The organism is Herbaspirillum sp. C9C3 (genome assembly GCF_013359625.1).
GTDB lineage: Bacteria > Pseudomonadota > Gammaproteobacteria > Burkholderiales > Burkholderiaceae_D > Herbaspirillum.
The window spans coordinates 74,647-92,962 of record NZ_JABFMQ010000011.1 but is presented as its reverse complement, the minus strand read 5'-3'; the positions used below and the strand labels follow the sequence as shown (position 1 = coordinate 92,962).

General features: G+C 63.2%; 16 protein-coding genes. 6 read left to right on the top strand and 10 right to left on the bottom strand.

From position 1 onward, the window contains the following. Positions 1-52 precede the first annotated feature (52 nt). The gene (gene kefC / locus HNO82_RS12580) at positions 53-1,891 is read left to right on the top strand and encodes a glutathione-regulated potassium-efflux system protein KefC (protein WP_175343959.1); all 1,839 of its coding nucleotides are present in this window, start codon (positions 53-55) and stop codon (positions 1,889-1,891) included. Between the two features lie 189 nt (positions 1,892-2,080). On the opposite strand, the gene HNO82_RS12575 is transcribed toward kefC, so the two are convergent. The 5 genes from HNO82_RS12575 to HNO82_RS12555 form a co-directional block, all read right to left on the bottom strand. After that, positions 2,081-3,565: a DegQ family serine endoprotease gene (locus tag HNO82_RS12575; protein ID WP_175343958.1), complete on the bottom strand. Its 1,485-nt coding sequence runs from the start codon at positions 3,563-3,565 to the stop codon at positions 2,081-2,083. 172 nt (positions 3,566-3,737) lie between these two features. Next, positions 3,738-5,072 (bottom strand): ATP-binding protein, encoded by a 1,335-nt coding sequence (locus tag HNO82_RS12570; protein WP_175343957.1) that lies wholly within the window; start codon positions 5,070-5,072, stop codon positions 3,738-3,740. Continuing rightward, on the bottom strand, positions 5,069-5,725 hold the full coding sequence (locus HNO82_RS12565) for a response regulator (protein ID WP_008333012.1): 657 nt from the start codon (positions 5,723-5,725) through the stop codon (positions 5,069-5,071). The genes HNO82_RS12570 and HNO82_RS12565 overlap by 4 nt, the downstream gene beginning before the upstream one ends. Positions 5,726-5,746: 21 nt before the next feature. Then, positions 5,747-5,941 carry a DUF2905 domain-containing protein gene (locus HNO82_RS12560; RefSeq protein WP_008333015.1) on the bottom strand — a complete coding sequence of 65 codons (195 nt, stop codon included), beginning with the start codon at positions 5,939-5,941 and terminating at the stop codon, positions 5,747-5,749. Positions 5,942-5,951: 10 nt separating this feature from the next. Continuing rightward, complete coding sequence (locus HNO82_RS12555; protein WP_175343956.1) at positions 5,952-7,112, bottom strand: class I SAM-dependent methyltransferase; 1,161 nt, start codon at positions 7,110-7,112, stop codon at positions 5,952-5,954. Between the two features lie 36 nt (positions 7,113-7,148). On the opposite strand from HNO82_RS12555, the gene HNO82_RS12550 reads away from it, so the two are divergent. Beyond that, positions 7,149-7,916 carry an SDR family oxidoreductase gene (locus HNO82_RS12550; protein ID WP_175343955.1) on the top strand — a complete coding sequence of 256 codons (768 nt, stop codon included), beginning with the start codon at positions 7,149-7,151 and terminating at the stop codon, positions 7,914-7,916. A gap of 18 nt (positions 7,917-7,934) precedes the next feature. Then, the gene (locus HNO82_RS12545; RefSeq protein WP_008333021.1) at positions 7,935-8,324 is read left to right on the top strand and encodes a dihydroneopterin aldolase; all 390 of its coding nucleotides are present in this window, start codon (positions 7,935-7,937) and stop codon (positions 8,322-8,324) included. Between the two features lie 216 nt (positions 8,325-8,540). On the opposite strand, the gene HNO82_RS12540 is transcribed toward HNO82_RS12545, so the two are convergent. The 4 genes from HNO82_RS12540 to HNO82_RS12525 form a co-directional block, all read right to left on the bottom strand. Next, complete coding sequence (locus HNO82_RS12540) at positions 8,541-9,173, bottom strand: YitT family protein (protein ID WP_008333023.1); 633 nt, start codon at positions 9,171-9,173, stop codon at positions 8,541-8,543. Beyond that, entirely contained in the window at positions 9,166-10,356 is a 1,191-nt protein-coding gene (locus HNO82_RS12535; protein ID WP_175343954.1) for an amino acid aminotransferase, read from the bottom strand. The genes HNO82_RS12540 and HNO82_RS12535 overlap by 8 nt, the downstream gene beginning before the upstream one ends. Before the next feature lie 120 nt (positions 10,357-10,476). Then, entirely contained in the window at positions 10,477-11,793 is a 1,317-nt protein-coding gene (locus HNO82_RS12530; protein ID WP_175343953.1) for an MFS transporter, read from the bottom strand. A gap of 71 nt (positions 11,794-11,864) precedes the next feature. Continuing rightward, positions 11,865-13,280 (bottom strand): M20 family metallopeptidase, encoded by a 1,416-nt coding sequence (locus tag HNO82_RS12525; protein WP_175343952.1) that lies wholly within the window; start codon positions 13,278-13,280, stop codon positions 11,865-11,867. 264 nt (positions 13,281-13,544) lie between these two features. On the opposite strand from HNO82_RS12525, the gene HNO82_RS12520 reads away from it, so the two are divergent. The 3 genes from HNO82_RS12520 (at position 13,545) to rfbG (ending at position 17,159) form a co-directional block, all read left to right on the top strand. Continuing rightward, positions 13,545-14,480, top strand: a complete 936-nt coding sequence (locus tag HNO82_RS12520) for a LysR family transcriptional regulator (RefSeq protein WP_034351412.1) — start codon at positions 13,545-13,547, stop codon at positions 14,478-14,480. 202 nt (positions 14,481-14,682) lie between these two features. Further along, positions 14,683-15,645, top strand: coding sequence for a tRNA 2-thiocytidine(32) synthetase TtcA (gene ttcA, locus HNO82_RS12515; protein WP_085943577.1), 963 nt, complete (start codon positions 14,683-14,685; stop codon positions 15,643-15,645). A 443-nt stretch (positions 15,646-16,088) separates the two neighbouring features. Next, positions 16,089-17,159, top strand: a complete 1,071-nt coding sequence (rfbG, locus tag HNO82_RS12510; RefSeq protein WP_008333046.1) for a CDP-glucose 4,6-dehydratase — start codon at positions 16,089-16,091, stop codon at positions 17,157-17,159. Positions 17,160-17,190: 31 nt separating this feature from the next. Here the strand turns inward: rfbG and HNO82_RS12505 are convergent, their stop codons facing one another. After that, positions 17,191-18,234, bottom strand: coding sequence for a class I SAM-dependent methyltransferase (locus tag HNO82_RS12505; protein WP_249776990.1), 1,044 nt, complete (start codon positions 18,232-18,234; stop codon positions 17,191-17,193). Positions 18,235-18,316: the final 82 nt, after the last annotated feature.

Here is an 18,316-nt window from a genome sequence, read left to right as displayed (position 1 = left end):
CACCAATCCTCGCGCATGCCCGCGCGACTGCTTCAACTGACCGGACCTCACCATGGATGAACAACTGCTGATCGCCCTCGTCTACCTGCTGGCGGCGGTGGCGGCCGTGCCCATCGCCAAGCGCCTGGGACTGGGCGCGGTACTGGGCTACCTGCTGGCCGGCATCGTCATCGGCCCGTGGGGATTGGGGCTCATTACCGAGGTCAAGCATATCCTCGAATTTTCTGAATTCGGCGTGGTACTGCTGCTGTTCCTGATCGGTCTCGAACTGGACCCCAAACGTTTGTGGGCCTTGCGCCGTTCGATCTTCGGCTGGGGCAGCGTGCAGGTAGCCGCCGTATCGCTGGCCCTGTTCGCCGCTGCGCTGGCGGCGGGGGTACCGTGGCGCATCGGGCTCATCGGCGCGCTCGGCATGTCGCTCTCGTCGACCGCCATCGCCCTGGCCACGCTGGGCGAGCGCAAGCTCACCGCCACGCCGGCAGGCGCGGCCGGGTTTTCCATCCTGCTGTTCCAGGACATCGCCGCCATCCCCATGATGGCCGCCGTCCCCCTGCTGGGCGTGGCCGCCAGCCAGGGCAGCGGGCAAGGCTGGCTGCATGCAGGCCAGGTAGCACTGGTGATCGCGCTGCTGATCTTCGGCGGGCGCGTGCTGATCCGCCCCATCCTGCGCATCATCGCCAAGACCGACATGCGCGAGATCTTCACCGCCTTCGCCCTGCTGCTGGTCATCTCCACCTGCCTGCTGATGCAGTCGGTGGGCATGTCGATGGCGCTGGGCACTTTCCTGGCCGGCGTGCTGCTGGCCGATTCCGAATACCGCCATGCACTGGAAAGCGACCTGGAACCCTTCAAGGGCTTGCTGCTGGGTCTGTTCTTCATAGCCGTGGGTATGTCGGTGGACTTTGGTGTCTTCCTCGCCCAACCCTGGCGCATCCTCGGCATGGTGGCGGGCTTCCTGACCATCAAGACGGGGGTGATGTGGTTCCTCGGACGCTGCTTCGGCATCCCGCGAGGACAGCAATTATTCTTTGCCTTCCTGCTGTCGCAGGGCGGGGAATTCGCCTTCATCGTCTTTGGCGCCGCCGTCACCGCCAAGGTACTGACCCCGGAGGTCTCCTCCATGCTGGTGGTCGTGGTGGCACTGTCGATGCTGGTCACGCCGCTGCTGTTACTGGTGCATGACCGCCTGCTGGTGCGCTGGCTGGAAGGCGGCAAGCGCCGCCCGGAAGACCGGATCGGCCCGCAGGACAATGCCGTCATCATCGCCGGCTTCGGACGCTTTGGCCAGATCGTGGGACGTCTGCTGGCAGCCAACGACATCGGTGCCACGGTGCTGGATCATGATCCGGACCAGATCGATTTCCTGCGCAAGTTCGGCTTCAAGGTGTTCTATGGCGACGCCACCCGCATCGACCTGTTGCGCACCGCCGGTGCCGACAAGGCCAAGGTCCTGGTGATCGCCATCGACGATGCGCAGGCCGCACTGGACATGGTGGAAAAAGTGCGCGAGGAATTCCCGCACCTGCAGATCGCGGCCCGTGCCCGCAACGTCACGCACTACTATGACCTGATGGACCGGGGCGTTACGGTACTGGAACGCGAGACTTTCGAAAGCGCCCTGCACATGGGGCGACAGGTGTTGCAGCAACTGGACTTCGGCGCCTATCGTGCGCGCGAGGCCGCCATGAAATTCCGCTCTCACAATCTGAAAACCCTGGCAGCGCTCTACCCGCACTACAAGGACCAGGCACAGATGGTATCGATGGCCGTGCAGGCCCGCGAAGAATTGCAGGCCATGTTCGCCGGTGACCGCGAGGCCATGGAGCGCGACCATGCGCATGACCAGTGGCGCGAGAAACCAGCAGCAACCCCGCCATCGTCGGAAGAATAAAAAAAGGCCGGACACGCTTGCGCACATCCGGCCAAATCCCTCACTGCTTACTGCTTACCACTTACTACTCACTACTCACTACTCACTACTCACTACTCACTACTCACTACTCACTGCTTACTGCTCACCGGTACTACTCACTGCTAAACCTCAAGACTTCAACGACGTCGATCGCATGAACCGTCCGGATCAATTCAGCGTCAGCGGGACGAATATCTTCTCGTCACCACGTTCCACCAGCAGGGCCACGTTCTTGCCTGCCTCGCTGGCCAGCTTGCGCAGTTGCGCCACACTGGAGACCGGGCTGCCGTTGAGCGCCAGGATCACGTCACCGCTCTCGATGCCGGCGATGGCCGCAGGACCACTGGCATCTTCCACCAGCAAGCCCTTCTGTCCGCCCAACTGGGCCTGCTCATCCTTGGTCAGCGGGCGTACCGACAGACCCAGGCGTCCCTGATCATCGGACTTGCCGGGCTTGGCCTCGTTCTTGGCCTGCTTCATTTCGCCCACGGTCACGTTCAAGGTCATCACCTTGCCGCCGCGCATGACCTGCATCGGCTTGTTGCTGCCCGGTGCGGTATCGGCCACCAGAGTGGGGAGGTCCACCGAATGATTGATGGCATGACCATCGAAACTGAGAATCACGTCACCCGCCTGCAGACCCGCCTTGTCAGCTGGGCTGCCCTTTTCCACCGAACTGATGAGTGCACCCTCGGCCTTCTTCATGCCGAAGGATTCGGACAAGGCCTGGTTCAGATCCTGCACCGAGACCCCCAGCCGTCCACGGGTCACCTTGCCGTGCGTGACCAGTTGCTGCTCGACCTTCATCGCCACATCGATGGGGATGGAGAAGGACAGCCCCTGGAAGCCGCCGGTCTGGCTGTAGATCTGCGAGTTGATACCGATCACCTGCCCGTTCAGATCAAACAGCGGCCCCCCGGAGTTGCCGGGATTGACGGCCACATCGGTCTGGATGAAAGGCACGTAGTTGTCGTCCGGCAGGCTGCGCGACTTGGCGCTGATGATGCCGGCCGTGGCGGTGTTGTCGAAACCGTAGGGTGAGCCGATGGCCAGGACCGGCTGACCGACCTTGACCCGGGAAGGATCGCCGATCTGCACCGTCGGCAGGTTCTTGGCATCGATGCGGATGACGGCGATGTCGCTCTGCTTGTCAATGCCCAGCACCTTGGCCTTGAACTCGCGGCGGTCGGTCAGCTTGACCACCACTTCCTGGGCACCATCGACCACGTGGGCATTGGTCAGGATCAGGCCATCGGGCGAGATGATGAAACCGGAACCGAGTCCGTGCATGATGCGCGGCTGCTGCGGCATCTGCAGCTGCGGGCCGAAGCGCTTGAAGAATTCGGAGAAGGGATCGTTGGGATCGAGGCCGTTGTCTTCATCATCGGACACCTTGCGGGCCTTGCCGGTGACACTGATGTTGACCACGGCCGGGCCATAGCGCTGGACGATGCCCGAGAAATCGGTCGGCGCCGCGACCACCGGTCCGGCCGGGGCAGCGGACGCGGTGCTGGAGGCCACCACCGGGGCGTTGAGCGCGGCCGCGTGCGCCGACGGCAGGTCGACGCCGCGAAAATAGACGTAGCTGCCGCCGACCACTGCGGCAATCATGACGGCCAAAGTGTTACGAACAAAAACCATACGACGGCTCATCTTCTTCTCCTTGATCGAACGGGATATCGATGGCTGAACCCTGGCAGCGCCGCTTGCAGCGCCTGTTGGCCTCAACCGTTGGAGTGAAGATTAAGCAGTGAAAATTAAGAGAAACTTAAGGCTGAAAAAAGCAGCATTCATCTGCGCTTAATGCTCGCCGGCTGCCATCCCCTCAGGACTTCAGCAGCGTGAACACCACCCGGGCCTGCAGGCCATGCCCGGTATTGCGCAAATCCACCGGCAAGCGGTGCAGATCGGCAATCTGGCGCACGATGGCCAGCCCCAGCCCGCTACCGAAAGCACCCCGCGCGCTGGTCTGCTCCTGGCTACGCCTTGCCCGATAGAAGCGGTCGAACACGCGCGGCAGTTCGCTCTCTGCGATCCCCGGCCCGCTGTCCTGGATCACCACCGTGCACTGGTCGGCCGCGCCAAACTCGAAGCCGACATCGACCACACCTCCCGTCGGGGTGTAGCGCAAGGCATTGTCCACCAGATTGTTGAAGAGAATGCGCAGGGCGTCGGCGTTGCCCTGTACCCGCAGCGCACGACCATCATCACCCTGTTCCGACAGACCCAGATCGATGCCACCATGCTCGGCTACCGTGGACAGGTCCCCCACCACGCTGCCCAGCAGTGCGCGCAGGTCGACCTCGGCAAAACCCATGGCATCCGGCTCCTGGCGCGCCAGCGTGAGCAGCTGGTGCACCAGATGAGTGGCGCGCTCCAATCCGTTCTTCAGGTCGTCGAAGGCTGCGCGTCGCTCCTGTTCATCGGTGGCGCGCTCGGCCAGTTGGGCCTGCAGACGCAGGGCCGTCAGCGGCGTGCGCAATTCATGGGCGGCGTCGGCGACGAAGGCGCGCTGCGTTTCGGTGGCGTGCTTGAGGCGCGTGAGCAGATCATTCAAGGCATGCGTGAGCGGCTGTATCTCCTGGGGCATGCCCACGTCCGACAAGGGTTGCAGCGAATTCATGTCGCGCGCCGCCACTTCGGCGGCGGCCTTGCGCACCGGCGCCAGCCCCCGGCTCACCGCCACCCACGACAGCACACCGATCAGCGGGAACAACAACAGCAAGGGCACCACCGTCTTGATCGCCATCTGCGCCGCGATCTCGTCGCGCGCACTCTGCGGCTGGGCCACCTGCACCACGGTACTGCCGATCTGGGCGCTATAGACACGCCACATGCCATTGGGTCCGCGCACATTGGCAAAGCCCAGTTCGGCCTGGCGCGGCATGGCACCGCGCGCATGGGAGTGATAGATGACTGCGCCGCGACTGTCCCAGATCTGCATCATGATCTCGTCTTCCAGCTCGGGAAATTGCTGGCCGGGAGAGATGGGAGAAAATGCCTGGCGCGGCAGCGAGGCCGCGATCTGACGCATCTGATAATCGAAGATCTGATTGGCTTCGCCGCGCGCCTGGAAGTACAGCGCCACCCCGGCCATCACGATGATGGAAAACAGTCCCAAGCCCAGCCACAGCAACAGCTTGTTGCGGATCGATTTCATGCCGGCACCAGGTAGCCCACGCCGCGCACGTTCTTGATGAAGTCGCTGCCGACCTTCTTGCGCAGCGCATGAATGTGGACTTCGACGGCATTGCTCTCGATGCTGTCATCCCAGCCGTAGAGTTTTTCTTCCAGCTGGGCGCGCGAGAGCACCACACCGGGCCGGTCCATGAAGGCATGCAGGAGGGTGAATTCGCGCGCCGACAGGTTGACCGGCTTGCCGCTCACGGTCACTTCATGGGTGGCCGGATTCAAGACCACCTCGCGCACCTGCACCAGGCTTTCGGCACGTCCGGCCTGGCGGCGCGAGAGGGCGCGCATGCGGGCCGAGAGTTCTTCCAGGTCGAAGGGCTTGATGAGGTAATCGTCGGCACCGGCATCGAGTCCGGCAACGCGGTCGGCCACCGCATCGCGGGCCGTGGTGATGAGGACGGGAATGACGCTGCCCCGTTCGCGCAGGGTGCGCAGCACGGCCAGGCCATCCTTTTGCGGCAGGCCCAGATCCAGCAGCAACATGGCGTAGTCCTCGGCGCGCAGGGCGACGTCGGCCGACTTGCCATCCTGCACCCAGTCGATGGTGAAGCCATCCTGGCGCAAACCCTTGCGCACGGCCTCACCCACCATGGGATCGTCTTCCACCAGCAATACGCGCATGTCTACAACTCCTGATCGGACTCAGAGAATCTTCGCCAGCAGGAACACCACCATGGAAATGAGGATGGTCGAGGCGAAGGGCAGCGAAAAGATGCGGCCGAACAAACGGAAACGCAAGTCCCCCGGCAAGCGCCCGATACCCAGCTTTTCCAGCCAGGGCAGCAAGGTCGAGAACACGATGACCGAAAGAAAGATGACGACGATCCAGCGAATCATGCGTGGCTCCTCACAGGCGATGAGTGCGGTCATGGCGCAACATGCGCGTGGGCCACTCAACGTTCTTGCCGACGGCCAGCACCTTGAAGAGCTCGCCCATCTCGGCCGGGGAAATCAGTTTCTGCATGCCGTTGGCCAGCGGCAGATAACGCAGGCTGTCCTCGGGCGAAGTACGCAGCAGCAGCTCACCGATGCCGGCATTGAGCAGGAAGGCGCCCTGGCTGGTGTAGGCCAGCACTTCAGCACCCTCTTCCACGGCGGCCACCGCCATGGCCGTGAAATCCACGTGCGCGGTGATGTCCTGCAAGCCCGGCCAGTAGAAGGGATCGGTGTGGGCGTGATGGCGATAGTGGCACATCAGCGTGCCCTGGTCGCGATCATGCAGATAATATTCTGCGGCGGGGAATCCGTAATCCGGAAGGATCGCCAGCGCGCCGGGACCGCTGGCCAGCATGCGGCCCAGCGTGCGCATGAAGCCGATGGCCACTGGCGACAGTTCGGTGAGATAGCCGGTCGGCAATGCGTCGGCATCAGGAATCTGCGCCACCGGCAGATCGCTCGCGGCGCGGTCCGCAAACTGCAGGCGGCCCGTGGCATCGACCGTGACACCACGTTCCTGCCAGCCATCTTCGGCCTTGATGGCCAGGCGCACCGGCATGGCATCGAGCACTTCATTGCCGACCACCACGCCCGAGAATGTTTCCGGCAGGGCATCGAGCCACTCGACCAGCGGTGCGAAGGCTGCCAAGGCTTCCTGCTGGCGGGCGCACAACTGGGCCGAGATTTCCACGATGAAATATTTCTCCGGCAGGGCGCCGCGCGTCTGCAATTCGGTGAGGATGTCGCGCGCCAGCTTGCCGGTGCCGGCACCGAATTCCAGCAGCACATTGGCCACCTGCGGACTGGATGCGATCACTTCGGCAGCCAGATGGGCCAGGGTCGCGCCGTACAAGGGCGAGATTTCCGGGGCGGTTGTAAAATCCCCTTCCTTGCCCAGTTTGGAAGAACCCCCGCTGTAATAGCCGACCTGCGGCGCATACAGGGCCAGTTCCATGTAACGTTCGAAGGAGATCCAGCCGCCGGCTGCGGCGATCTCGTCCGCAATCAGGTGCTGGAGGGTCTGCGAGGCGGACTGTGCGTCAGCGCCGGGTTCGGGTAGTTGCAGTTGCATGGGCCGTATTGTATTGGACTATTGGAAACCGGGAACATGACTTCATCCTCTTCTGCAGGCGTTGCGCTGGTCACCGGCGCAGCACGCCGTATCGGCCGTCACATCGCCCTGGCCCTGGCGCGCGCTGGCTGGGACGTGGCGGTCCACTACCACCGCTCGCGCGAGGAAGCCGACACGCTGGTGCGCGAGATCGAAGCCCTGGGCCGGCGCGCCCTGGCCGTGCAGGGCGAGCTGGGCGACGAAGCCCAGGTGCGCACCCTGCTGCCCCAGGCTGCACCGCTGGGCCGCATCACCTGCGTGGTCAACAACGCCTCGCTGTTCGATTACGATGACGCCGCCAGCTTCGGCAACGAACGCCTGCTGCGTCACATGAGCGCCAACGTCGGCGCTCCCGTACTCTTGGCACAGGCCTTGTTCGAGGCCACGCCGCAAGGCCAGCAAGCCGTGGTCATCAACCTGCTGGACCAGAAACTGTACAATCCCAATCCTGACTTCCTGTCCTACACCCTCTCCAAGGCCGCCCTGCACAGCGCAACCACGCTGCTGGCACAGGCACTGGCGCCCAAGGTGCGGGTGGTCGGCGTGGCGCCCGGGCTGACCATGGTTTCGGGCGACCAGACCGAGGAGCAGTTCGACAAGGCGCACACGGTCACCCCACTGGGCCGTGGCAGCACGCCCGAGGACATTGCCGCTGCGGTCTGCTACGTCGCTTCGGCGCGGGCCGTCACGGGCACCACCCTGCTGGTCGATGGCGGCCAGCATTTGCTTCCCCTTTCGCGCGACGTCATGTTCGTGGCGAAATAACCTTAATTTTTTCTGATCATGCTCTTTCTCTCCCATCCTTCCCTGCAAGATTGCCGCCGCCTGTTCCTGCGCAACTACGAGGTGTTCATCAACATCGGCGTGCACGAGTTCGAAAAGAAGGGTGAGCAGCGCATCCTGATCAATGTCGACCTCTACGTCCCGCTGGCCGAGACCACCCCGACCGCCGACCACCTGGACGAAGTGGTGGACTACGACTTCATCCGCTCCACCATCGCCGAGCGCATGGCGCGCGGCCACATCCATCTGCAGGAAACCCTGTGCGACGACGTCATGACCGCCATGCTGGCCCACCCCAAGGTGCGCGCGGTGCGGGTGTCGACCGAGAAGCCGGATGTGTATCCGGATTGTGATTCGGTGGGGGTGGAGACTTTCCGGATCAAGGCTTGAATCAAGGTCGCATCCAGATGGCCGTTCGGACTGAGTAGCGAAGCGTATCGAAGGCGCCCCTGTCAGATGAGTGCATGCGCCTTCGATACGATCCTTCGGATCTACTCAGTCCGAACGGAAAGCAGTAGCGCAGCAGAGCCCCGACCATCAAAAAAAATGCCGCCCAGTCTGCACTGAACGGCATTCATTCCGGCAAGGCGATCCCGCCTTCCCCTCTTACATTCCCATGTACCTGCCCGCCCGGTGATTCAGGGCAATCACCAGATTGGCCGTCACCGCCCCGAGGATGGACGCCAGCAGCACGCGCGGCGTCACCACGAACAGCGAACACAGAACGATCACCACATCCACGCCCATCTGCAGCTTGCCCGCGCGCAGGCCGTAGCGGTCCTGCAGGAACAGCGTCACCACATTGATGCCACCCAGGCTGGCACCATGGCGGAACAGCATCACGAAACCCACACCCATCAGCAGTCCACCCAGCACCGCGCTGTAAAACAGGTCCAGCTTGGCATAGCCGATGAAATGCGGGTGCATCAGCGAAAAGCCAGACACCAGCGCCACCGCACAGAAGGTCTTGCCGGTGAAGCGCAAGCCCATGCGGCGAAACGCGAAATAGTAGAACGGGATGTTGATGGTGAAGAACACCACGCCAAAGGGCAGCCCCGTCAAGTAATGCGTCAGGAAGGCCAGGCCGGCAGTGCTGCCGGTCAACAGGCCTACCTGGCTGTACATGTTCACCGCCAGCGAGACAAAGAGCGTACCGGCCACCAGGGCCAGCACGTCTTCATAGCTCTTGTGGCGCAGGTCGGCCGCAGAAACGGCGGCCTTGCTTGCCACTTCAGCCACGCAGCACCTCGGCCATGGTCTCGGCCACGCGTGCAACGTTGCTGTCGTTCAAGCCCGCCACGCAGATGCGGCCGGTGCCCACGGCATAGACGCCGAACTCGTCACGCAGGCGATCGACCTGGGCCGAGGACAGGCCGGTGTAGCCGAACATGCCGTTCTGGCGCAGCAGGAAGGAGAAGTCCTGGTCCGGCACCGCGCTCTTCAATTGCGAGGCCAGCTTGACGCGCATGTCACGCACACGCACCCGCATCTCCTCGACTTCGGCGCGCCATTGCGTGGCCAGCTTCTCGTCATTGAGGACGTGGGCCACCAGCAGCGCACCATTGCGTGCAGGGCTGGAGTAGTTGCGGCGCACGGTCAGCTTGAGCTGGCCCAGCACGTTGGCGGCCTGACCCGCTTGCGGGCAGAACACCGACAAGGCGCCGATGCGCTCGCTGTAGAGCGAGAAGATCTTGGAGAAGGAGTTGGAGAGGAAGAAGGGAATCTGGCGACGCACCGCTTCACGCACCGGCCAGATGTCCTCGTCCAGGCTCTCGGCAAAGCCCTGATAGGCCAGGTCGAAGAAGGGCAGCAGGCCGCGCTGCTCGACCACGGCGATGATCTGCTCCCACTGCGCGCGGGTCGGGTCGACGCCGGTCGGGTTGTGGCAGCACGGGTGCAGCAGTACCACGGCGCCCTTGGGCAGGCTTTGCAGCTTGTCCAGCATGCCGTTGAAGTTGAGGCCCTTGGTCTGGGCATCGTAGTAGGGATAACGCTCGGTCTTGAAGCCGGCGCCTTCGAAGATGCCGACGTGATTGTCCCAGGTCGGGTCCGGCAACCAGATGGTGGGCTGCGGGAAGAAGCGCGCGATCAGGTCGGCACCGACCTTCAATGCGCCCGACCCGCCCAGGGTCTGGACGATGGCCAGGTGCTCGGAGGACGGCAGATCAGCACCGAAGAGCAGTTTGGCCACGGCCTGACGATAGGCGGCATGGCCTTCCATGGGCAGATAGACGTAGGGTGCACCGGTCTCGGCCACCGCAGCCGAAGCGGTGCGCACGGAGGGCAGCACCGGCACCACGCCACGACCATCGGTGTAGATGCCGATGCTCAGGTTGACCTTGTTGCTGCGCTCGTCGCGCTGGAATTGTTCCATCAGGCTCAGGATGGGATCGCCGGCATACGGCGGGAGATGCGAAAACATGAGGACCTCGTCAATGTGGGAAAACGCCGGTGCCGGCAGCGTTGAACTTGTCCGGCAAGACCGCCATGGTAGCGCGGCACGGGAAAAAATTCCCGTGCCGTGTGCCACCTGTGCGTTTTTTCACAGGTATTTTTTCAGGCGGAAGTGATAAATGCTCACGCACACCAGGCTGATGGCCGCGCAAATCATCAGGTAATAGCTGGGCGAGACCGGGTTGCCGGTCCTGCCCACCAGCCAGGTCACCATGAAGGGGGTGAAGCCGCCGAAAATGGTGGCCCCCAGGCTATAGCTGATCCCCATGCCGCGCACCCGCGTGGCCGGCGGGAAGATCGAGGACAGCACCACGCCCAGCGAGCCGAAATACACCGCCTTGAGGATGCCGGCCCAGATCATGATGGCCATCATCACCCACACCGTCGGCACGGCGATCACCCAGACGAACGATGCGTAGATGGTGGCCAGCGTCAGTACCGTGGACACCACCATGATGCGGGTCCGGCCCACGCGGTCAGCCAGCATGCCCATGAAGGGTGCGCCGATCATCAGGATGGCACCGGTCACGGCGGCAGCGGCAAAGGCAGTCGATTGCGGCAGATGCAGTTGCTTGATGGCAAAGGTCGGCATGTACAGCAGCATCAGGTAGGTGGCGGCGGTAGAGACCGAGAGAATGCCCATGGCCACCAGCACCCGCGTGAGCTGCAGGTCCCAGCTGGCATCGTCCTCGCCAGCCACTTGCACCTTCTTCGCCATCGGCACTTCATCGATATGACGGCGGATGTACAAACCCACCGGCGCGATCAGCAGGCCGAAGGCGAACGGCAGGCGCCAGCCCCAGGCGGCGATCTGCTCGGGCGTGAGCCACTGATTCAACAAGAACCCGGCCAGTGCCGCCATCAGCGCGGCGGCGCCCTGGCTGGAGAATTGCCAGCTGGCCATGAAGGCGCGGCGCTTGGAGCCGGTCTCGGTGAGCAGAGCAGTGGCCGAGCCGAACTCGCCGCCGGCCGACAGCGCCAGCAGGATGCGCGCCACCAGGATACCGATGGGCGCAGCCACGCCGATACTTTGGTAGGTCGGGATGACGGTGCAGATGAGGGTACCGACCACCGTCATCGAGAGAGACACCAGCAGCGCCGGCTTGCGGCCGACCTTGTCGCCATACCAGCCCAGCAGGATCGCACCCAGCGGACGGAACAGGTAGGACAGGCCGAAGGTGGCAAAGGTCACCAGCAGCGAGACCGTATCGTCCCCGGTGGGAAAGAAGAGTTTGGAGATGGTCACCGCAAAGAAGCCGTAGGCCACGAAGTCAAACCACTCCAGCGCATTGCCGATGGAGGAGGCGACGATCAGTCGCCGCGTGCGCGCGGCCGACATCGGCGCGGGGGACGCTTCTGCTGCTGGAGAAATTTCCGGTGTTGCCGAGGGTGACGCTGCGTTCATGGTCGTGTTCCCGTTGGAAGATGGACTGCGCTGGCTTGCGTTCGCGAAAATGAAAATGAAAAAGGGGGGATTCAGGCAACCGCAGACTGCGTCCGCTGCTGGCGCACCTGCCGTCCCTGCTGGCCGATATCCCACAACAGGCCCGCCATCAGTTGCAGGCCTTCGCGCGCCACCGGTGCGAGCAGGTGTTCGTCCGGCGCATGCTGCGAACAGGAGGGATAGGAGTGCGGCATCCACAGCGTGGGCAGGCCCAGCGCTTCCGAGAAGCAGTGATTGGGGATGGTGCCGCCCAGGTTGGGCAGGATGGTCACGGGCTTGCCACAGGTTTGCTGCAGGGAGCCGGTGGCCAGGCGCACCCAGGCATCGTCCGGATCGAGCCGCGTAGCGGGTGCGGCCGCCTGGATCTCGATCTGTACATCGGCATAGCCGTGTTCATCGAGATGGCGGCGCAGGCTCTGCTGGACGTCTTCCCAGACTGTGCCGACCACGAAGCGCAGCTGGAACACCGCCTGTGCCCGCGCCGGAATCGCCCCCACCGGGCGCTGCGCATTGCCGGCCTCGAAGGCAATCAGCTCCAGCGTATTCCAGGCAAACAGGCGTTCACCGGCGCTCAGGCCCGGCTCCCCCCAGTGCGCATCGAGCACCGGATCACCGGCATCGCTGCCCACCGCAAAATCGCGCACCAGCGAGCGCACGCGCTCGCTCACATTGCGTGGACGCAGACCCGGCACCCGGATCACGCCGCGCCCATCCACCAGCGAGGCGGCCGCATTGGCCAGGACGGTGGCCGGATTGCGCAGCACCCCGCCCCAGTTGCCGGCGTGGTGCGCGCCATTGCCCGTATCGAGCACCAGCTTGAATTGCAGCGCCCCGCGCGAACCGAGAAACAGCGTCGGACTGGACGCGGCCAGGCGCGGGCCATCCGAGGCGAGGAACAGATCGGCCTCCAGATAGTCGGCATGATCGCGGCAGGCCTCGTAGAGACCGGGCGAGCCCACCTCCTCGCCCATTTCGAAAATCATTTTCAGGTTGCAGCCCAGCTTGCCATCAGCGGCCTGGATGGCTGCGGCCAGCGCGCCCAGGTTGATGCTGTGCTGGCCCTTGTTGTCAGCCGTCCCGCGCCCGTACCAGCGCTCGCCGTCCGGACTCAGCTGCCAGGGGGAGCGATCCTGCTGCCAGCGACCTTCCTGGCCGTTGACCACATCGCCGTGGCCGTACATGAGCACCGTCACCGCCTCGACTGATTCGATACGGCGTGCCAGCAGCAGGGGCGGCGCGCCCTCGACCGGATTGACGATCTGCCGCGTCTCGAAACCCAACGCGGCCAGCGCCGGCGCGATCTCTTCACGCAGGTAGGTGGCCAGCTCGTCGGCGCGCGCCGGGTTCTGGCTTTCGGTTGGCAGTGCAATGCGACGTTGCAGATCACGCTGGAAACGGCCCGAATCGAAATACTCTGTGGCCAGACGAAGGGCGCTGCTGCGGGACATGAAGGACTCCAGGTGAACTGTCATTGGAGACGATTCTAGAAGCCACCATGGTTTCCAACAATGTCAATTTTTAAAACGATTCTTTCTCAAATTGGCAAAATAATTTATTGTGTTGTATACGGCGTTTCAGCCCAAGAAGCGTGCACGAATCCAGTAGTATGCCGATTATTTCGTGCATCATTGTTGTTGTGCACCATGATGGTCTTGCGCAGCTTTGCAATGATTTTCTCTTCACCTTGCCAAAATCAGAAAGCCATTTCTGCCATGCAAAGTACCGCTCTGCGCTATTTCTATCAGGTTGGTCGCACCGGCTCGCTGACCGCCGCCGCCGAACGGCTGCATGTGGCGGTCTCGGCGGTGAGCCGCCAGATCGCCAAGATGGAAGAAGAAACCGGCGTGCCCCTCTTCGAGCGCCGCGCGCGCGGGATGGTGCTCACGCCGGCGGGCGAAGTGCTGATGGCCTTCGCGCGGCGCAACCTGCTGGAGGTGGAGCAGGTCATGGCCGAGGTCAAGGGCCTGCATGCCGTGGGCCAGAGCGTGGTCACGCTGGCCTGCTCGGAAGGCTTTGCCTGGGACCTGCTGCCCAACGTGATGGCGCACTTTCGCGAACAATATCCGGGCATGCAGTTCAAGCTCAACGTGGTGGGCGCGGCCAAGGCCTCGCAGATGGTCATCGATGGCGAGGCCGATATCTCGGTCACCTACAGCCTGGGCCCGGTGGAAGGACTGAACATCGCCTACCGCGAATCGGGACCAATCTTCGCATTGATGCGACGCGACCATCCGCTGGCCGCGCGCACGCTGCTCGCCCTGAACGATCTTTCACCCTACCCGCTGGCCTTGCCGGAACAGGGCTCCACGGTACGCCAGCTGTTCGACATTGCCTGCGGCATGCGCGGGTTGCTGTTCGCGCCCGTCTTCACCAGCCACTCGCTGGGCGCGGTCTACCGCTTCACCGCCCGCTCGCCCGACACCGTGGCGCTGGGCGGCTTCCTCACCGTACAGGAACGCGCCGAGGAAGACGGCATGGCCCTGGTGCCCATGGCCGAGAGCGAACTGCATCAGCGCACCCTGCAGGTCCAGACCATGGCTGGACGCAAGCTGCCGCCGGCGGTAGCGGCCTTCATCGACTTCCTGGTGGCGGCGATCCGGCAGATCCGTACCCGCCACGAACTGGGCGGGCTGCAAGCCGACAAATGAGCCGGACCCAGCAGCGATATGAGGCATCCATGCGACGCTTGCCGCGCAGCAAGCCACACAGAAATGGCAGGATCCGGCGCTGCATGAGAAAATGCCGGTCCTCCGCCCGCACGCAGCCTTCCGCCCCTATCCCCTACGGACATGGATGAGCGGCAACATTGCTCGTCCGGCAGCAACAGCCTACCGATTGAAGGAATATCCCATGAACGACATTGCCGCTGCAGTGCAACTGTCCGACCTCGCCGACCTCGATGCCTCCTCCGCACAGGAGCAGGAAGAACGCGGCCAGCCCGAAGTGACCGCGCGCGGTTCGCGCCGCTTCGAGCTGCTGGAAAAGAACATCCGCCGCCTGACCGGTCGTGCCATCGCCGACTTCGACATGATCCGCGACGGCGACGTCATCATGGCCTGCATGTCGGGCGGTGCCGACAGCTACACCATGCTCGATACGCTGCGCTACCTGCAGACGGTAGCACCGGTGAAGTTCGAGATCATCGCGGTCAACCTGGACCAGAAGCAACCGGGCTTCCCCGAGCACATCCTGCCGGAATACTTCGAACGTATCGGCGTGCGTTATCGCATCGTCGAGGAAGACACCTACAGCATCGTCAAGGAAAAGATCGCCCCCGGCAAGACCACCTGCTCGCTCTGCTCACGCCTGCGTCGCGGCATCCTGTACCGCGTGGCCAAGGAACTGGGCGCGACCAAGATCGCACTGGGCCATCACCGCGATGACATCCTGCACACCTTCATGCTCAACATGTTCTACGGCGGCAAGATCAAGACCATGCCGCCCAAGCTGATTGCCGATGACGGCGAGAACGTGGTGATCCGCCCGCTGGCCTACGTGCGCGAGCCCGACATCAAGAAATATGCGGCGGCCATGGAGTTCCCCATCATCCCCTGCAACCTGTGCGGCTCACAGCCCAACCTGCAGCGCCAGGCCATGCGCGAGATGCTGAACCAGTGGGAGAAGACCAATCCCCTGTGGATCAAGAGCATGTTTACCGCCATGGCCAACATCACGCCCTCGCACATGCTGGACCGCAGCCTGTTCGATTTCACGAACTTCACCGCCGGTGCAGGCAAAGAGGCACAGGGCGACACCCTCTTCGACCGTGACGACAAACTGGACCAGGGCCAGTCTGTCATCAACCTGGTGTGAGCCGGCGAGACGCTTCGGCTCATCGCAGCGTCTCGCAAAAAACTTAGTCCGACGAGACACTGCGTTCCACCTCATCCGGGCGAAATCCCCCTGCGGCGCGGCTTTCGCGCCCATCGCCGATTCCCGGGAGATGATGCAAAAGTAAATTTTTGTTGTCGTGCGGCTATAGTCGGGGATTGGGCATCAAATACCCTCCTCTTCCGCGCTTGAAGGCCAAAACACGCATGTTCTAATCTGTCCCATCGCAATGCCGAGCCGCGAGGCTGCATTGCCAGGGAAAGAAAAAACATAACCATGCAGTCGTGGTTTCGCAGGGAAACGTGGTCCCGGCCAGTGTCACGGTCGGACTGCGTGGTATCGCCATCCGCGTCATTGAACGGCTTGCCGCCGTCATGCCTCTGCACCCCGAACGACTCTCTGCCATACGTGTAAGAGGCTGCCTGATGGCTAACTTTTGGCGCGACAAGCGCGTTTTCATCACCGGTCATACCGGCTTCAAGGGAAGCTGGCTGACCCTGTGGCTGCACCTCATGGGAGCCCGGGTGAGCGGTTACGCGTTGCCGGCGCCGACCAATCCCAGCCTGTTCCATCTGGCGCGTCTGCAGAACTGCGTGCAGACCACTACCGGCGACGTGCGCGACCCCAAGCATCTGGCCGACACGCTGGCGGCCGTGCAACCCGATGTGGTATTCCATCTGGCCGGACAACCGCAGATCAGCCAGGCCTTCCTCAATCCGCTGGATACCTTCGCCACCAACATGATGGGCACGGCCCATCTGCTGGAGGCTGTGCGTTTGACGCCCAGCGTGCGCGCCGTCGTGATCGCCACCAGCAACAAGTGCTACGAAAACCGCGAATGGCTGTGGGGATACCGCGAAGATGACCCCATGGGCGGACGTGACCCCTTCAGCAGCAGCAAGGGAGCGGCCGAACTGGTGACCTCGGCCTATCGCCGCTCCTACTTCTCGCCCGAGAAGGGCAGCCAGGTCGGCGTGGCCACGGTGCGCACCGGCAATGTCATCGGTGGGGGCGATTTCTCGCCGGAGCGGCTGGTCCCCGATTTCATCCGCGCGCTGGAAAGCCAGGAGCCGGTCATCATCCGCCAACCGCGCGCGGTACGTCCCTGGCAATTCGTGCTGGAGCCGCTGTCGGGTTATCTGCAGATTGGCAAGCTGCTCTACGAGCACGGCAGCGCCTATGCCGAAGCCTGGAATTTCGGACCGGCCGAAACCGACCTGCAGACCGTGGCCCAGATCTGCGCCACCTTCAACCACTCACTGCAGAAGAACGATGTGGAACCGATCGAAGTGCGGCTGGAACCGGAGGAAGAGCCGCAGGAAGCCGTGCTGCGCCTCGACATTTCCAAGGCCCGCCAGCGCCTGGACTGGATCCCGCGCATGGAACTCTATACCGCTCTTGAGCTGACCGCGCAGTGGTATGCCGGCTATCTCAACAACGAAGACCTGCGCACCCTGAGCGAGAATCAGATCGCCTTCTACCAGAGCCTGACTTAGTCGCCTCACCCCCTGCCCGGCGGGCGCATCCTCAGGACAGATAAGGGTCGACGATGCGCGCGGCAAAACCCGACTTGCCGGCGATTTTCATCATGTTGAGCCGGGTCAGCGCCGGTCTTGGGGTGATGACCACCGGAATGGAAGCTGCGCTGAGCAAATCCGAACTCTGTATCAAGGCACCCGCCAGGCGTTCGCCGGCGCGTTCGCGATCATGGGGGATGATCCTTCCAGCCCCTACCCGCTCGGCGAGCACCGTATCGCCAGCCGTGGCCAGCAGCAGATCGGTACCCGCTCCCCAGGCTGCCACCGGCCCGCTCTCGCTGAGCCGCAACAAGGTCTGGCTCAGACGGGCATTCAGATCTGCCCTGAACGTCAGGAAGCGTCGGGTACAGCCGATGGCATCTGTGCCGCCCTCCCGATGCAGCAGTAGACGGGCGCGGGGCACAAACCCGAACAGGCTGACCTCTTCACGCATGACGGTCCAGCCACAGGAACGCGCCAGGGCCGCCAGCCGGTCCACGGTGAAATAATGAAGATGCTGCGGACAGATCTGGTTGCTCATGCTGAGTACCTCATCGTTGAGCAAACTGTGGTCGGGCGTCTCGAGGTAGAGATAGGCACCAGGCCGTGCCTGGTTGCGCAAGCCGCGCAAGAGACGACGCGGGTCGATGATGTGCTCGAATACATGGCTGCAGAATCCCAGGTCGAACTGCGCATCTTGCTCTGCATGTTCATCCAGCACATCCAGCCGCAAGGTTCTCGTAGAGATTCCATCCAGCGGCAATGGCGCAAAGTCGTAACCCGTCAGTTGCTCGCGCGGCACGCCGAAGCGCTGATGCAGCGCCTTGAGCACCTCCCCGCGCCCGTAACCGAAGTCGGCAATGCGAGGGGATTGCTGAGTTTTTCTGACCGTTTCCAGGGCATCGGCGGCAAACGCCACCATGTCTTCGTAAGGTGAACTGCCGTCCGTCGACCAGACCTGCTCGTCCAGCGGGCGCGCATACAGGTCGGCGATCAGTTCTTCGGTGATGACGCGCAGATCCACCATGACATGCCCGCACGTTCGGCATCCCATGATCTGATGCTCGTGCATCTTGCTGCCCAGCATGAAAGGAACGCGGCCAACAGGATCAAAGGCGCTGCCGACGCAAATGGGA

Coding starts and splice junctions, on each gene's coding strand:
- kefC (WP_175343959.1), top strand. CDS start 53: ATGGATGAACAACTGCTGATCGCCCTCGTCTACCTGCTGGCGGCGGTG.
- HNO82_RS12575 (WP_175343958.1), bottom strand. CDS start 3,565: ATGAGCCGTCGTATGGTTTTTGTTCGTAACACTTTGGCCGTCATGATT.
- HNO82_RS12570 (WP_175343957.1), bottom strand. CDS start 5,072: ATGAAATCGATCCGCAACAAGCTGTTGCTGTGGCTGGGCTTGGGACTG.
- HNO82_RS12565 (WP_008333012.1), bottom strand. CDS start 5,725: ATGCGCGTATTGCTGGTGGAAGACGATCCCATGGTGGGTGAGGCCGTG.
- HNO82_RS12560 (WP_008333015.1), bottom strand. CDS start 5,941: ATGATTCGCTGGATCGTCGTCATCTTTCTTTCGGTCATCGTGTTCTCG.
- HNO82_RS12555 (WP_175343956.1), bottom strand. CDS start 7,112: ATGCAACTGCAACTACCCGAACCCGGCGCTGACGCACAGTCCGCCTCG.
- HNO82_RS12550 (WP_175343955.1), top strand. CDS start 7,149: ATGACTTCATCCTCTTCTGCAGGCGTTGCGCTGGTCACCGGCGCAGCA.
- HNO82_RS12545 (WP_008333021.1), top strand. CDS start 7,935: ATGCTCTTTCTCTCCCATCCTTCCCTGCAAGATTGCCGCCGCCTGTTC.
- HNO82_RS12535 (WP_175343954.1), bottom strand. CDS start 10,356: ATGTTTTCGCATCTCCCGCCGTATGCCGGCGATCCCATCCTGAGCCTG.
- HNO82_RS12530 (WP_175343953.1), bottom strand. CDS start 11,793: ATGAACGCAGCGTCACCCTCGGCAACACCGGAAATTTCTCCAGCAGCA.
- HNO82_RS12525 (WP_175343952.1), bottom strand. CDS start 13,280: ATGTCCCGCAGCAGCGCCCTTCGTCTGGCCACAGAGTATTTCGATTCG.
- HNO82_RS12520 (WP_034351412.1), top strand. CDS start 13,545: ATGCAAAGTACCGCTCTGCGCTATTTCTATCAGGTTGGTCGCACCGGC.
- ttcA (WP_085943577.1), top strand. CDS start 14,683: ATGAACGACATTGCCGCTGCAGTGCAACTGTCCGACCTCGCCGACCTC.
- rfbG (WP_008333046.1), top strand. CDS start 16,089: ATGGCTAACTTTTGGCGCGACAAGCGCGTTTTCATCACCGGTCATACC.
- HNO82_RS12505 (WP_249776990.1), bottom strand. CDS start 18,234: ATGGGATGCCGAACGTGCGGGCATGTCATGGTGGATCTGCGCGTCATC.